Raw genomic sequence first — 15,110 nt, 5'->3', positions numbered from 1 at the left:
AATGATAGCGCAGTGCGAAGCGGACAAACTGGTATTCCTGGATGAAAGCGGCGTAAACACGGACTTGAGCCGCCGCTATGGGCGGGCCATTGGAGGGGAGCGGTCAGTAGACAAGACTCCCTTGAATACGCCTGCCAATACCACGATTCTTTCCTTCGTAAGACGCAACGGTGAGACTGCTTATACGATTTACAGCGGTGGAACGACCCGTGAAAAATTTCTGGACTATCTCAAAAACACGCTCATTCCCACGCTGCACCAAGGGGATATTGTCATCATGGATAATATGCGCACGCATCATGTCAAAGAGGTCCGAACGCTTTTGCAGGGGGCTGGCATGAAATTACTGTACTTGCCAGCGTACAGCCCTGATTTGAATCCAATTGAAAATATGTGGTCTAAAATCAAGGCCATTCTTCGCAAGCTGAAAATCAGATTATTACCCCAGCTCCCGCATGGCATTGCTCAGGCTTTCTCGCTGATCCGCCCTTCCGACTGCGCTGGTTGGTTTTCTGCCGCTGGCATTCCTTGCTAATTTCTTGGATTGATATAAACGCATATATTTCGTTTGCGGTTCTCCGCCTTGAACCCCACAAAATTTCCTCCAAAATCTTCGCACTAATCCTATTGGTACAGCTTCTAAGAGTACATGCCCTTTCGGGCTTTCGATTTCACAAATTATCCATCTGCCGAAAGAAGGCGTTGCCCCAGGCACGCGACCATACACGCAAGCCGCAAATTTTGCGGCGGAAAAAACATCCCAGTCTCCCGCGTCTTGGGTGCAGCGTCACGCTGCCGTCACGTTGGGAGCATTTTTAGGAATTCCTCCTCAGAGAGCACAGGGATTCCCATAGCCAGTGCCTTTTCCAGCTTGGAGCCTGCTTCCTCCCCCGCCAGCACAAAGCTGGTTTTTTTCGACACAGAGCCTGTCACCCGGCCTCCTTCCCGTTCAATCAGGGCGGAGGCTTCTTTCCGGGAAAGGGTGGGCAAAGTGCCTGTGAGCACAAAGGCCTGCCCGGCAAGGGCGTTCCCAGCAGGAGCCTGGGCCTGGGATTTCAGGTTCAGCCCCAGGCTTTCCAGCCGGGCCAGGAGATCCCGGGTGCTTCCGTGGGAGAAAAACTCCGCCACAGCCCGGGCCTTCACCTCCCCGAAGCCGTCTATGGCGCTCAGTTCTTCCTCCTGGGCCGCCAGGATGGCCTCCATGGAAGGGTATCTGCCGCAGAGCACCTGTGCGTTTTTCACGCCGATATGGGGGACGCCCAGGGCAAACACCAGCCTGTACAGATCATTTTGCTTTGATTTCTCCAGCGCTGCCAGCAGGTTCTCCGCGCTCTTTTCCCCAAAGCGCTCCAGCTTCTCCAGCCGACCTGCCTCCAGGGTGTACAGATCCGCCGGGGAGGACACCAGCCCTTCCCCCACAAGCTGCTCTAAAAGGGCAGGACCCAGTCCGTCGATGTCCATGGCGTCCCGGCTGGCAAAGTGGATGAGGTTCCGCAGAAGCTGGGCCGGGCACTGGGGGTTTGTGCAGCGGACAGCCGCCTCCCCTTCTTCCCGGGACACCTGCTCCCCGCAGGAAGGGCACCTGTCCGGCAGCAGGAAGGGGACGCTTTCCGGGGGATTCTCCACCACAGACACCACCTCCGGGATAATCTCCCCGGCCTTGCGCATAATCACCCGGGAACCGATGCGGATATCTTTTTCCGCAATGAAATCCTGGTTGTGGAGGGTGGCCCGGCTGACAGTGGTGCCCGCCAGGGTTACAGGCTCAAAAACGCCTGTAGGGGTCAGCACCCCGGTGCGGCCCACATTCACCTCAATGTCTGTCAGGGTGGTTTCCTTTTCCTCGGGAGGGTATTTAAAAGCCTCCGCCCACCGGGGGAACCGGGCGGTGCTGCCCAGCTCCTCCCGCTGGGCAAAGCTGTCCACCTTGATAACCGCCCCGTCTATGGGGAAGGCAAGTTCCCCACGCCTGTCCCCCAAATCCCCGATAAACCGGAGGATGTCCTCCATGTCTGTGGCTTTATGGAAAATGGGGCACACAGGAAAGCCCAGGGCCTCCAGCCGCTTGAGGGACTGCTCATGGCCTGAAAGGGTTTCTCCCTGTATCCGCTGGACATTAAAGACGAAAATGGACAGCCCCCGACCGGCCGTCACTCGGGGATCCTTCTGCCGCAGGGATCCGGCGGCGGCGTTGCGAGGATTTTTAAAAAGCTTTTCCCCCAAAAGCTCCTGGCGCTGGCACAGCTTTTCAAAGTCCCCGTCCGAGAGGAACACCTCCCCCCGCACCTCCATAAAGGGCACAGGCTCTGTGAGGCGCTTGGGGATGCTTTGGATGGTGCGCAGGTTTTCCGTCACGTCCTCCCCTGTCACGCCGTCCCCCCGGGTGGACCCCCGGGTGAACACCCCGTCCACATATTCCAAGGCAACGGAAAGCCCGTCAAATTTCGGCTCCACCACATATTCCACCGGCCCTGCCGTTTCCCGCACCCGGCGGTCAAAATCCAGCAGCTCCTCCTGGGAGAAGGCGTCGTGGAGGCTTTCCAGCGGCACCTGGTGTACCACCGGGGCAAAGGTGTTATACACCGCCCCGCCTATGCGGTTTGTAGGGGAATCCTCTGTCACAAGCTCGGGAAACGCTGCCTCCAAGTCCTCCAGCCGCCTAAACAGCCCGTCGTATGCAAAGTCGCTTATTTCCGGGTCGTCCTCTGTGTAATACTTCCGGCTGTGATAGCGTATTTCCTCCCTCAGCTTTTCGATCTCCCGCTGCGCGGCTTCCCTGTCCATGGGCTGTTCCCTCCTGTGCTTTTTGATTGATAAATTGACAATATAAAAGTGCTGGCTTATCCATCGGTTCCGGCAGGCTTCTTACCCTAAGAAGCCGTACCAATAGGCTCCTGCACAAACTTTTTCGGGAAATTTAGCGGGCTTCTGTGTTGGAAATCCTCGAAATACACAAGTATTTCTTGCGGTTCTCCGCCTTGAACCCCACAAAATTTCCTCGAAAATCTTCGTACCAATCCTATCGGTACAGCTTCTAAAAGTTTTCCCGCACAAAATATTTTCATCCGCATACAATAGCGGGAATCAACATGCACAGCCTGGAAACGGATCTTTTCAAGCTGTGCGGCTATTATGGAGGTGGCCTATGAGATGGAAAAGACGCCGCAGGCCCCCGGCCCGGCACAAAAGGGCCTTTGGGGCCGTAGGGCTGGCGCTGCTGCTGTGCGCCCTCTGGACACTGTGCTGGGAACGGGGCCTTGCCGCCCTGTCGCCAGAGCTTATTGAGGAAGCGGCCCGGGGCTATGTGCTGGAATGCCTAACGCAGGCGGTGGAGGAGGAAATGGCCGGGGAAGAAAGCCCTTACATACAGGTGGAACGGGACAGCAAAGGCCAGATTACCGCCGCCAGCGCCAATCCACATGCCCTGAACCAGCTAAAAGCCAGGGTGCTGGAACGGCTTTCCCAAAGCCTGAACGGGCGCAGGGAAATAAAGGTTCCCCTGGGCAGCCTGACAGGCATTAGGATCTTAAATGGCAGGGGCTTCTGCGTGCCGGTGCGCATGGCTTTTGAAGGCTCTGCCAACCTCCGCTTTGACACAGAGTTCACCACCGCCGGGGTAAACCAGAGCCTGCACAGGATCACCATGACCGTAACCGCCTATGCCTATTCCCAGTCCCGCCGCTTTGAAGCCAAGGTGGAGGAATCCACCTCCACTGTGCTGGCAGAAACCCTGGTGGTAGGCCCTGTGCCCTCCCTGGCCCTGGCAGGCGGCAGGGAAAGCTAAGCCGCTATCAGGTTAGGGCTTCTCCCCGCTTTTCAGCCGCTCCACAAAGGCGGCGCTGGCGGCGTGATAGGCAGACACATCCGGGTCTGCCAGGATGGTGCCCGCCGCCCCCCGGAGCGTCACATTCAAAGACTGGCACAGCTCCAGGTAAATCTGTGGATCCCACAGGTTCAGCCTGCTTTCATCCGGCTGGAAGGCGGAAAGGGCCTTGCAGTCCCCCCAGGGGATGAGGGCCTTCTCGAAATCCTTTGCCCCCTGGGGCATGGCTGTGCCGTCTGTATACTGAAGCTTCCCGTCCATCTCCCCGGCAACCTCATGCAGGGCGCCCTTGTCCTGGAGGAAAATCATGCACTCATCGCTTATCAGGCTCACCTGTAAATCCAGCAGCGATTCCTCCCGCTGGGCCTGGTCTGTGGTGCCGGGCACAAAGGTGTATGTCTGCAGCTTCACCATCACCCTGCCGTCCCCGTTGCGGTCGTCGGCATAGGAGGCGAGCAGCTCCTCCAACTGTTTGCGCCCTGGCTCCGGCATGGTGTAGGAAGTGACCAGCCCTACAATGTAGTCAGGCCCGGACTGCAAAAACAGGGTATACAGCAGCACCCCCAGCACCAGCATCAGCGCCAGCGCGCCCATCATAAAAGACATATTCCGGTTCATCCAGTTCTGCCGGCGCTTTTTAGGGGTGTCCGGGGTGTCGTCCCCCTCCCGTATCAGCCTTTCCGGATCGTCCAGGTATAAAAGCTCCTCCGGCAGGCTGGGGTCGTCGTAATAGCTTTCTTCTTTCTGCTTTTTCTTCATGGGGATCTTTGCGCGGCAGAGGGATTCTGCCGCCCCTTTCTTTATTTATCGGGAGAAAAACAGGGCAAAAAGCAAATTGTGAACAAACTGTTAAACGTGGTAAAATCCAGGCAAAAACAGTTGTTTTGAAAGAATTTGTTCCTGAATTGTCACCCATTTGTCATCACTGCAAGCCTTGGGAAAAACGCCGCCTCAGGCCTTGCCGGCTTTTTCAATGGCCTGCTTCAAATCTGCCAAAATGTCCTCCAGGCTTTCGATGCCCACGGAGAGGCGGATAAGGTCGGCAGGCACGCCGGCCTCCTGAAGCTGCTGGTCAGAAAGCTGGCGGTGGGTGGTGCTGGCGGGATGGAGCACGCAGGTGCGCAGGTCTGCCACATGGGTGACAACAGAGGCCAGCTCCAGGCTGTCCATAAATTTCTGGGCCGCTTCCCTGCCGCCCTTGATGCCAAAGGCCACCACGCCGCAGGATCCATGGGGCATATATTTCTGGGCAAGGGCATAATACGGATTGCCCGGCAGGCCGGGATGGTTCACCCAGGAAACGCGGGGGTCAGACTGGAGGTATTCCGCCACCTTCTGGGCGTTCTGGCAGTGGCGCTCCATGCGCAGGGCCAGGGTTTCCAGGCCCAGGTTCAAAAGGAAGGCATTCATGGGCGCGGCCTGGGCACCCAGATCCCGCATCAGATGGCAGCGGGCCTTGGCGATATAGGCGGCGGGGCCAAACTGCTTGGTGTACACCACCCCGTGGTAGGATTCATCCGGCTCTGTCAGGGCGGGGAATTTGCCGTTATCCCAGTTAAACTTCCCGGAGTCCACAATCACGCCCCCCACCTGTACGGCGTGGCCGTCCATATACTTGGTGGTGGAGTGTACCACAATGTCGGCCCCAAACTCTATAGGCCGGCAGTTGATGGGGGTGGGGAAGGTGTTGTCCACAATCAGGGGCACGCCATGCTCGTGGGCGGCCTGGGCGAACAGCTCCAGATCTGTGACCACCAAAGAGGGGTTGGAGAGGGTTTCCGCAAAGACGCAGCGGGTGTTCTCCCGCATGGCGGCCCGCAGCTCTTCCAGGGAAGCGGCGGGGGGCACAAAGGTAACCTCCACCCCCATTTCCTTAATGGTTTTGAAAAACAGGTTGAAGGTGCCGCCATAGATGGCGCTGGAACAGACCATGTGCTGGCCCGCTGTGCAGATGTTCAGCACAGACAGCAGGGAGGCCGCCTGGCCGGAGGAGGTGATCATGGCCCCCACGCCGCCCTCCAGAGCCGCGATTTTCCGCTCCACGCAGTCGTTGGTGGGGTTGCCCAGGCGTGTGTAAAAAAAGCCTTCTGCCTTTAAATCGAAAAGATCCCCCATTTCCTGGGAGCTTTCATAGGTGTAGGTGGTGCTCTGGACAATGGGCACCACCCGGGGCTGCCCGTTTCCGGGCTTATAGCCCGCGTGGATGCAAAGGGTGTCTCTCTGTAAATCTTTCATCTTTCTTCTTCCTTTCCTGATACAAAATGTATAACAAGGGGCGGGGCCGCCCCCTTGAAAACTGTTTGGGGTTATCCGAACCAAAGGGATTTCAGCCAGTTGGCAAGGCCGTCTGCCGCGAACACCACGCAGATGATAACCAGGATAAAGGCCAGGGCAGAAAGGGACTGCACCACCAGCCGCTTTTTGCTGGACATTTCCTCCCATTGGGGCGCAGGATCGTCCTCCTCCAGCTCCCGGCACAGGGCGGCGGAAAGCTCCCGGGCGGCAGGGAGATCCCGAAAGGGCACAAAAACGCTTTTGTCTGTGGGCATAATCTCGCTGTCATACAGGGGCACTGGCCTGCCCTTGGAAAAAGACTCCAGGCGGCAGTCTATATCCTGTTCTGCAAACAGGCTTTCCAGGCGGCCCGCCGTATACAAATCTGCCCGCTGGAGAAAAACGAAGTCCTCCTCCAGAGCCTCCCGGAGTTTGTTGCTTTTGCAGTTGGGGCAGCGGTGTTCATAGTTCTCGCAGACAGACTGGCAGCGCTTGCAGTACAGCACCGGAATCCCTCCTTTTCAGGTTTTGCGTCCTTGACTATAATAAACCAAAAGGGCCGGTTTGTAAAGGCAATCTCACAATAAGGCAGGAGGAACCGCCTGAAAACTTTTCCGCCTAAGCCGCGTCCCGCCGAAGGGCGGCCTTGATTTATGGGGAAAAATATGAAATAATGGGAAGGAGAAAAAAAGGCGGAAAGGGGCATGGACATGCCAAGAAGAACGGTTGCCATTGAAAAAAACGACGGAGGGCAGCGGCTGGATAAGTTCCTGCTGAAAGCTTATCCAAACCTGCCTCCAGCGGTGCTGTATAAATGCGTGCGGACAAAGGATGTGAAGCTGAACGGCAAACGGTGCCAGGCCGACCAGCGGCTGCGGGAGGGGGATGTGCTTACCCTGTACTGGCAGGAGGATTTTTTCCAGAAGGCGCCGGAAAGCCATGATTTCCTCAAGGCCCCCAAAGCCCTGTCCATTGTCTATGAGGACGAAAACCTTCTGCTGCTGGACAAAAAGCCGGGGCTTATCGTCCATCCGGACGAGCACTACCACTTCGATTCCCTCATTGCCCGGGTGCAGCACCTGCTTTACGACCGGGGGGAATATGACCCCCAGGCAGAGAACTCTTTTGCCCCGGCCCTTATCAACCGCATTGACCGGAACACTGGGGGCATCGTCATGGCGGCAAAAAACGCGGAAGCCCTGCGGGTGATGAACCAGAAGGTGAAGGACAGGGAGCTGGAAAAGAAATACCTGTGTGTGGTGTGCGGGCGCATGGAGGAAAAAGAGGGGCTGCTGACAGGATACCTCCAGAAGAACGAATCCCAGAACCGGGTGTATATCAGCAAAAAGCCTGTGCCCGGGGGAAAGTCTATCCGCACGAAATACCGGGTGCTGGAGGAAAGGCGGGACTTTTCCCTCCTGGAGGCAGAGCTGCTGACAGGGCGCACCCACCAGATACGCGCCCACTTTGCCGCCATCGGGCACCCCCTGGCCGGGGACGGGAAGTATGGCAAAAACGCGGTGAACAAAAAGACGGGCTTTCCCTATCAGGCCCTGTATTCCTATAAGCTGGGGTTCCGCTTTACCACTCCCGCCGGGGCGCTGGATTACCTGAACGGCCGGGTGTTCACTGCCGGGGAGCCTTGGTTCCTCCGGGAATTCCGGCAGTTCCCTTAAAGAGGGCAGGCGGGTACAGCAGCCCGGCCCCAGCCGCATGCGCTTGGGCCGCCCGGAAGCCAGCAGGGCCTTTGAAAAAGACGGCGCCGGCGTTTTTTGCCGCGCAACTGCCAGTTGCGGCATTTCCAAGCCCGCATGGTGGCCCGCAACCGGAAAAAATGCTATGCTGAAGGAGCTATCTAAGCAGAAAGGCAGGCGAACAGGCAATGGAAAGAAACGTAATGGAAAACAACATGGCACTGGGGGAAAGGCTCCAGGCCCTGCGGAAGTCCCGGGGGCTTTCCCAGGAGCAGCTTGCGGAACAGGCAGGGGTGTCCCGGCAGGCGGTGAGCAAGTGGGAGCTGGGGGAATCGGTTCCGGAACTGGGCAAGGTGGTGGCCCTCAGCGAGTTTTTCGGCGTGACTACGGACTACCTTTTAAAAGGCAGCGAAACAAAGGCCGTCCCTAAAGGCGGCTGGGACCGGAAAAGCATCGGACAGGTGCAGTATGTGGTATCGGCAGGGCTTATGGCTATTGGGCTGCTGCTGGCCTTTAGGGGCTGGTATGACAGCCAGGAGGATTCCGTCATATGGGGCAGCATGATTATACAGGTGGCCGGGGTGGCTTGGTACTTCGCGGGTAAAATCGTCTCCCACCAGGAGGCCCCCTTTTTCATTAAAATGCTGGACTGGGCTTTGGGGCTGTTTATGCCCTGTTCCATGGCGACGGGGTACATCTTCTTCAGGCTGCTTACGCCGTACCCCCTGGATGTGGGCGTGCCCGCCACAGCGGTGTTCCTCTTCCTGTACGGGGCGGCGCTGCTGGCGGTGTACCGGATTTTAAAGAAAGCAGAGGCGCAGAAGCCTCCCGCAGATTAAGGGTTCCACCACCTATGAGGGAGAACTAAGAACCTGTATTCATAATCGAAACTGCTGGATGAGCGGGAATTTTGGGGGCAAGGAAATTTAACAAAGAGCGTCTCCCAAAAGACCGCTTAGATGATGGCTGCAGGTTGTGAATACATTCTAAGGACTCAGCCCCTAAAGGGGCACCAGCGCATTACCTTCAAGGGCCGCTTTTGCAGCGGCTCTTTCATTTGCGGCCTATAAGGCTGTAAGAAAAGCCAGCGCCTTTAGGCGCTGGCCGGTAACCGGGGCTTTTTGCCCTTATGCCCCCCCTTTTTGACGGGCGGTTTTGTTTTCTTAACTCTCCAAAAGCGCGTGCCCTATAGTAAACGCACTTGAAAATCGGGATGTACCGATTTTCAAACCAGGCGGCTTTACCGCCTGGTTCAAAAGAGGCATTCTGCCTCTTTTGAACTGCGTTAACGATATCCTTCCAGCTCAAAGCACAGCGCGCACCGCTCCCCTATCCCAAAGGCTTCAAAATACCGCTCCTCCAGGGGGATCCATTTGTCCCGGAACTGGGAGAGCGCCTGGGAGCCATTGCGGGCTTCAATGCGGGCAAGCTGCTTTTGGGGGCTGACATGCAGGAACACCCGCAGGTGGTATGCGTCCCACAGGGCAGGATGGCAGCTATAGGAACCTTCTATAATGACGGCAGGGCCTGCCTCTATCCGGACAGGCGGGGAAAAGCTTTGGCTGTGGCAGTCATAGGGGCGGTAAACCGCATCCCGGCCTGCCTGGAGGGGGAGGAGCACTTCCTCTAAAAAGCGCTCCCTATCCACATTGCCTCCCGGTTCTGCCAGTCGGGCCTCCGTCCGCTGGGCTGGGCGCAGAAAGAAGTGATCCATATGCACAACGCCCCAGCCTGTCTCCTGGCGGAGCGCCTGGGCCAAGGTGGTTTTTCCGGCGGCGCAGCGGCCGTCTATGGCCACCAGGAAGGGAGACCCTGTCCGGGGCATCCCTGCGATTTTCGCAGAAGCGGCAGCCGCGTTAAGCTTCTGTATGTTCATGGGACTTGTCCTTGTGCGCTTTAAAAGGCACCAGCCCGGTGCGACCCAAAGCCAGCATGATGGTGGGGATTAAGATGAGCTGGGCCAGAATGCCGGGAATGGCGTTGATGAAGGCCCCTGCCAGGAACATCTGCAAGGTAAAGCCGTTTCCAAACACGCCCATTTGGATGGTCTGGACAATCCCCCAGACTACCCGGCCTGCCAGCATAGCCAGCACCAGGCTGCGGTAAAGCGCCAGCAGGCAGTGCCACTTGGAAAGGCTGTAAAGCAGGCCCGCGACCAAGCCGTAGGTCATCAGCTCAAAGGCCATGCCGGTTGCCATGGGGTAAAACGCCGGCGCGCCGAACAGTGCCGAGCGCAGCAGGGGCAGGACAAGCCCCACCACAGCGCCCTGCTGCCAGCCGCAAATCAGGCCGCAGAGCAGCACCGGGATATGCATGGGCAGGAGCATCTGGCCGATTTGGGGAATTTGCCCGGTGAAAAAGGGAAGCACCAGGCCAATCGCCAGAAACAGGGCGGGCAAGACAAGATTTTTTGAGATGGATTTCATAAAGGTCCCTCCTTCTTGATAATGGGGGGAGCGGTCAAACGCGCATGTTGCCATGTGCCCGGTCGGGCAGGGAATATGTACAAGGGTTTGCTGGGCGGGCTTCAGAAACCGCGCGGGCCGGACGCACTCCGTAATGGCACGGGATGATTATAATACTTGGAGTGAGGTTTATGTCAAGCTTTATTTTCCAGCACAGCCCCCGTCTGCCGGGACAGCGGCAAGCTGGGCAGGGTTATATGATGAAACTTTTTTGAAAGGACATCCCCCAAACGCAGAGTTGTTTCACGAAGAATATACCTCTTGCGAAAATGAAATAGTGCGATAAAACAGAGGCATGAAATACGAGAAGATAGCGGAATATTCAAACACAGGATTTTGGAGAATTACCGGGGTAAAGCGGGCAGCATTTGACAAGATGGTAGAAATTCTGCAAAAAGGATATGCGGAAAAGCACCGGCGCCGTGGGAGGACGCCAAAGCTGAGCACAGAGGATCGGCTGCTGGCAACCCTGGAATATCTGCGGGAATACCGTATATGGACTCAATCCTCCAACTGGGCGGTATACAGGTGGTAGTATTGGCCCTGTTTCTCCATTAGCTGCTCATGGCTGCCCATTTCAGCAATGCCCTTATTGGCAATATAGAGGATGCGGTCGCTGCTTTTGATGGTGGAGAGCCGGTGGGCGATGATAAAGGACGTGCGGCCCTTTAAGAGGGCCTGGAGGCCCTGCTGCACCAGCTTTTCCGTTTTGGCGTCTATGGAGGAGGTGGCCTCGTCCAGCACCAGGATTTTAGGGTCGGAAAGCAGGGTGCGGGCAAAGGCTACCAATTGCCGCTGGCCCTGGCTCAGGCGGGAGCCGCGCTCGTTGACCTGGGTGTAATACCCGTCCTCCATCTGGCTGATGAACTCGTGGGCGCACACAGTTTTGGCGGCGGCAATCACCTCTTCGTCAGTGGCGTCCAAGCGGCCGTAACGGATGTTGTCCATAATGGTGCCGGAGAAAATGAAGCTCTCCTGGAGCATAATGCCCATCTGGCTGCGCAGGGACTGAAGCGTTACCCCGGCAATGTCATGGCTGTCCAGGAGCACCTGGCCGCCGTTCAGGTTGTAGAAGCGGGAGAGCAGGTTTACCACCGTGGTTTTGCCTGCCCCTGTAGGGCCTACCAGGGCGATGGATTCGCCGGGGGCAACCTCCAGGTTGAAATTTTCCAGAATATTCACGCTGCCGTCATAGGAGAAGGTCACGTCCTGAAAGGACACCGCGCCCTGAATGGGCGGCAGTTGGGCGGCTCCCGGCACGTCGTCCACCGTAACGGGTTCGTCCATCATCTCGAAAATGCGCTCCAGATAGGCCACCGCGTTGATAAAGGTGTTATAGAGGTTGGACAGGCTGAGCATGGGCTGCCAGAAGCGCCAGGCATAGGAGGACAGGGCGATAATGGTGCCTATCTGCATCCCAGGCCCCAGGGCGCACAGGCCCGCCAGGTACATGGCCCCCACCACCCAGGTGGAGATGTTGTCTACAGACACCCAAATCAGGTTGGAGGTGTACTGGGCGCGCATCCAGCTCCGGCGGTAGTTCTGGTTCAATTTATCATAAATCCCGGCGTTTTCCTCCTCCCGCACAAAGGCCTGGGTGATTTTCATGCCGTCCAGGCTTTCATGAAGGTAAGCGTTCAGGTTGGAAGATTTGTTGGATACATCCTGCCAGGCCCGGCGCTGGGCAGGCTTCACCAAGAAGATGACAATGAGCAGCAAAGGCACCCCCGCCATCACCACCAGGGAAAGCCGCAGGTCGCAGATGAGCATGAAGGCGGCAATGAGCAGGAGGTTGAAAATTTCCAGGATAAAGTTGATAATGCCGTTAGACAGCGCGTCAGACACGCTGTTTATGTAGTTGATAACCCGCACCAGGATTTTGCCGTGGGGGCGGTCGTCATAGAACTGGAAGGGCAGCTTTTGCAGGTGGGCGAAAAGATCCTTGCGGATATCATAGATAATCTCCTGGCCGACGGAAATCATGTACCTGCTGCGCGCCCGGCCGAAGAGCACTGACACGACAATGGCGGCCAGCATGGCAGCGGACAGGAGCACCAGCTCCCCATAATCTTTATTGGGTACGGAGACATTGATGCCCCGCTGCACCAGCAGCGGCCCTACAAGGGCGGCTGCTGCGGAAATGGCGGAATACAGCAGGGAGAGCACCATTTTTTTCTTGTGCTGCCCGATGTATGTACCTGCCCGCAGCAGGTGTTTCAAGTTAAACGGGGTTTCCAGGTTTTCGTCTACGTCAAAGCGGTTGCGCGCCATTTCAGCCCACCTCCTTTTCTGTGCCGCCATTTTGCAGCAGGTAAACTTCCCGGTAATAGCCGGGCTGCTGAATCAGCTCCCTGTGGGTGCCTGCCTGGGTAATCCTGCCGTCCTCAATTACCACCACTTTATCGGCCCGCTTGGTGGTGGAAATGCGCTGGGCCACAATGATCTTGGTGCAGGGGAAGCTGAGGCCGGAAAGCTGCTCCTGGATGTACTTTTCTGTTTCCAGATCCACAGCGGAGGTGGTATCGTCCAGGATGAGGACGCTGGGCTTCACTGCCAAAGCCCTTGCCAGGGCAATGCGCTGCTTTTGCCCGCCGGACAGGCCTGTGCCCCGCTCGCCGATAACTGTGTCAAAGCCCTGGGGCAGCTTTTCAGCGAAATCCACTGCCGCCATCCTGGCAAAGGCTTTCACCTCATCCTCTGGCATACTGCTGTCGCCATAACAGATGTTGCCATCTACGGAATCGGAAAAAAGGAACACGTCCTGGGTGGCAATGCCAATGGAGGAGCGCAGCTTTTTAAGGTCATACATGCGCACCGGCACGCCGTCTATGTCCACTTCCCCCTGGGTGGCGTCGGCAAAGCGGGGGATAAGGCTGATAAGGGAGGTTTTGCCGGCGCCTGTGGGTCCCATAATGGCAACTGTTTCCCCCGGCTCCACAGTGAGGTCGATATCCCGCAGCACCTGGGCGCCATGAAGCTTCAGCCCCGCGCCCTTGAACTCCACCCTGCCCTGCAGGCGGCCTTTGGGATTTACAGCGTCGGGGCGGGTGGTGATGGTGGATTTGGCATAGTAAAGCTCAATGATTTTGCTGGAGCTGGCAAAGAACCGCTGCAAATCGTTCAGGTGCATGCCCAGCATACGCATAGGCTCTACCAGCGTCCAGGTTAAGCCGTTAAAGAGGGTGAAAGCGCCAATGGTGATACGGCCATTGATTAGGAATATGCCGCCCACCAGCAGCACAGCCACAGAAAGGGACTGGGACAGGGTGTCCACATAGGGGCTGAATTTCAGCCATAGCAAAGACGCCGTCTCGTTGGCCTGCTTATAGTCCCGGTTCTTCTCGTCGAAGCGTTCTTTCTCATACTCCTCCCGGGCAAAAGCCTTTACCACCCGGTTGCCGGCGATGTTCTCCTGGGCGGCGGTGTTCAGGCGGGAGAGCTTTTCCCGAAGCTCCACATAGAGGGGGTGTACCTGGCGGGAAAACACCAGGGTGATGACAAAGATGAAAGGCGTTACAGCCAGCATGGTGAGGGCAAAGAGCCAGTCTGTGGCGAAGAAGGTGATAGTGGTGGTGGTGAACAGCACCACGCAGTGGATAAGCTGCCGGACAACCCAGCACACAGTGTGGCGGATCATGTCCATGTCGCCGGTAAGGCGGGTCATCAGGTCGCCGGTGCGGTAGGCGCTGTAGAAAGCCTGATCCTGCTCCTGCATGTTTTTATAGAGATCCCGGCGCAGGTCGTATATCAGCTTTTGGGACACGTTCTCATAGGTCATGATGGAAAGGTATCCGAAGCCTGTGCGGAACAAAGTGAACCCTATGAGGACTGCCACCATGATGATGAGGTGGCGGATGGCATCCTCCGCCACCGTCCCGGACTCCTGGAGGGGGCGGAAGATGGCGTCCATAATGCGGGCGGTTATGGCGGAGTTGCCCAGTGCCAGCACTGCCAGCACGACGGTGGAGCATAAAGCGAACACATACTTCTTGCGCAGGCCCTGCAAACGGGCCCACACCCATCTTAATTGAAACATAGCACATTTCCTCCCTGCTGAACGGGCAGCGGCGTGATAGGCGGGGCTGGCGCCCTTTTGCTTTTGGGTAGTCAGCGCGGCCTGAAAATCAGCCTTTGCCGGTTTTCAAGCGCGCTTACGGTAAAACCCCTACCGGAAAGCTTTGCCGGCATCTCCATGGGCGCGGGTTCTAAACCCTGCTTATTATAGACCTGCCAGGAGAAAAAGCAAGATGGGTTTGTGTGAATTTTAAATTTCAGCAGTATAACAAATCCCCCCCGGTGATTTCTGGCAAAGTTTGTATACTATTCTTCTCCGGGTTTTGCCCTGCGCATCCCAGGTAAAACGCCTCCCGAACCAGAAGCTTCTGCTGCTTCCAAAGCGAAAAATTTGCAGGTTTGGCGGCTGCGGGGCAAAATTTTTGCTTTCCCCTCTTGATTTTGCAGGATCTGTATGATAATATTAGTTATATGCCGCTGTGGCGGAACTGGCAGACGCCCGGGACTTAAAATCCCGTGATGGCAACATCGTACCGGTTCGATCCCGGTCAGCGGCACCATCTGAACTAGGGTAGGAGTTTGAACAGGCAATTTGGACTGTCCAAAATTCCTACCCTAATTTTGTGGGAAAAAGCCTTCGATGTATACTGTGCTCTCTAGCCGCTATAAAAGGTTAGGGCTTGTTTGAAAATAGAGGAAGTACCGGAATTTTTGTTCCAAAGGGGAGCGGTTTCAAGGCGGAAACCACAAGAAATACTGTCGTATTTCGAGGATTTCCAACACAGAGAACCGCAGGCGCATACATGCGTCCCGTTTGGAGCAAAAAGACGGTGTTTACGA

General features: G+C 56.8%; 13 protein-coding genes and 1 tRNA gene. 6 read left to right on the top strand and 8 right to left on the bottom strand.

The features are described from left to right. The first annotated feature begins 1 nt into the window (after position 1). Complete coding sequence (locus VSQ30_RS01525; RefSeq protein ID WP_334461516.1) at positions 2-535, top strand: IS630 family transposase; 534 nt, start codon at positions 2-4, stop codon at positions 533-535. Positions 536-798: 263 nt separating this feature from the next. Here the strand turns inward: VSQ30_RS01525 and ligA are convergent, their stop codons facing one another. After that, positions 799-2,784 carry an NAD-dependent DNA ligase LigA gene (ligA, locus tag VSQ30_RS01520; RefSeq protein WP_334461515.1) on the bottom strand — a complete coding sequence of 662 codons (1,986 nt, stop codon included), beginning with the start codon at positions 2,782-2,784 and terminating at the stop codon, positions 799-801. 361 nt (positions 2,785-3,145) lie between these two features. Here ligA and VSQ30_RS01515 point away from each other — a divergent pair, with 361 nt between their 5' ends. Further along, positions 3,146-3,784: a sporulation protein YunB gene (locus tag VSQ30_RS01515; protein ID WP_334461513.1), complete on the top strand. Its 639-nt coding sequence runs from the start codon at positions 3,146-3,148 to the stop codon at positions 3,782-3,784. 12 nt (positions 3,785-3,796) lie between these two features. Here VSQ30_RS01515 and VSQ30_RS01510 read toward each other — a convergent pair whose 3' ends face one another. From VSQ30_RS01510 to VSQ30_RS01500, 3 genes are all read right to left on the bottom strand, one after another. Beyond that, complete coding sequence (locus VSQ30_RS01510; protein ID WP_160642903.1) at positions 3,797-4,582, bottom strand: hypothetical protein; 786 nt, start codon at positions 4,580-4,582, stop codon at positions 3,797-3,799. Positions 4,583-4,774: 192 nt separating this feature from the next. Then, on the bottom strand, positions 4,775-6,058 hold the full coding sequence (locus VSQ30_RS01505) for an O-acetylhomoserine aminocarboxypropyltransferase/cysteine synthase family protein (RefSeq protein WP_334461510.1): 1,284 nt from the start codon (positions 6,056-6,058) through the stop codon (positions 4,775-4,777). Between the two features lie 71 nt (positions 6,059-6,129). Further along, positions 6,130-6,603: a hypothetical protein gene (locus tag VSQ30_RS01500; RefSeq protein ID WP_334461508.1), complete on the bottom strand. Its 474-nt coding sequence runs from the start codon at positions 6,601-6,603 to the stop codon at positions 6,130-6,132. Positions 6,604-6,801: 198 nt separating this feature from the next. Here VSQ30_RS01500 and VSQ30_RS01495 point away from each other — a divergent pair, with 198 nt between their 5' ends. Continuing rightward, a complete protein-coding gene (locus VSQ30_RS01495; RefSeq protein ID WP_334461506.1) occupies positions 6,802-7,773 on the top strand; it encodes an RluA family pseudouridine synthase in 972 nt (323 codons plus the stop codon). A gap of 206 nt (positions 7,774-7,979) precedes the next feature. Further along, positions 7,980-8,630 carry a helix-turn-helix domain-containing protein gene (locus VSQ30_RS01490; protein WP_334461504.1) on the top strand — a complete coding sequence of 217 codons (651 nt, stop codon included), beginning with the start codon at positions 7,980-7,982 and terminating at the stop codon, positions 8,628-8,630. Between the two features lie 446 nt (positions 8,631-9,076). Here VSQ30_RS01490 and VSQ30_RS01485 read toward each other — a convergent pair whose 3' ends face one another. Both VSQ30_RS01485 and VSQ30_RS01480 read right to left on the bottom strand, forming a co-directional pair. Next, positions 9,077-9,667, bottom strand: coding sequence for a uridine kinase family protein (locus tag VSQ30_RS01485; RefSeq protein WP_334461503.1), 591 nt, complete (start codon positions 9,665-9,667; stop codon positions 9,077-9,079). Next, positions 9,648-10,217: an ECF transporter S component gene (locus tag VSQ30_RS01480; RefSeq protein ID WP_334461502.1), complete on the bottom strand. Its 570-nt coding sequence runs from the start codon at positions 10,215-10,217 to the stop codon at positions 9,648-9,650. Before VSQ30_RS01480 ends, VSQ30_RS01485 begins: the two co-directional genes overlap by 20 nt. Before the next feature lie 334 nt (positions 10,218-10,551). Between VSQ30_RS01480 and VSQ30_RS01475 the strand changes: the two genes are divergently transcribed. Continuing rightward, the gene (locus tag VSQ30_RS01475) at positions 10,552-10,791 is read left to right on the top strand and encodes a hypothetical protein (RefSeq protein WP_334461501.1); all 240 of its coding nucleotides are present in this window, start codon (positions 10,552-10,554) and stop codon (positions 10,789-10,791) included. On the opposite strand, the gene VSQ30_RS01470 is transcribed toward VSQ30_RS01475, so the two are convergent. Both VSQ30_RS01470 and VSQ30_RS01465 read right to left on the bottom strand, forming a co-directional pair. Then, positions 10,758-12,527: an ABC transporter ATP-binding protein gene (locus tag VSQ30_RS01470; protein WP_334461498.1), complete on the bottom strand. Its 1,770-nt coding sequence runs from the start codon at positions 12,525-12,527 to the stop codon at positions 10,758-10,760. The genes VSQ30_RS01475 and VSQ30_RS01470 overlap by 34 nt on opposite strands. A gap of 1 nt (position 12,528) precedes the next feature. Further along, the gene (locus VSQ30_RS01465) at positions 12,529-14,292 is read right to left on the bottom strand and encodes an ABC transporter ATP-binding protein (protein ID WP_334461496.1); all 1,764 of its coding nucleotides are present in this window, start codon (positions 14,290-14,292) and stop codon (positions 12,529-12,531) included. A gap of 451 nt (positions 14,293-14,743) precedes the next feature. Here VSQ30_RS01465 and VSQ30_RS01460 point away from each other — a divergent pair. Continuing rightward, positions 14,744-14,830 (top strand) — tRNA-Leu (locus tag VSQ30_RS01460). The last annotated feature ends 280 nt before the right edge of the window (positions 14,831-15,110 follow it).

Source organism: Acutalibacter sp. JLR.KK004 (assembly GCF_036941085.1).
Taxonomy (GTDB): domain Bacteria; phylum Bacillota; class Clostridia; order Oscillospirales; family Acutalibacteraceae; genus Acutalibacter.
Note: the sequence above shows the minus strand (reverse complement) of the source record. Positions and strands in the feature narration are given on the sequence as shown.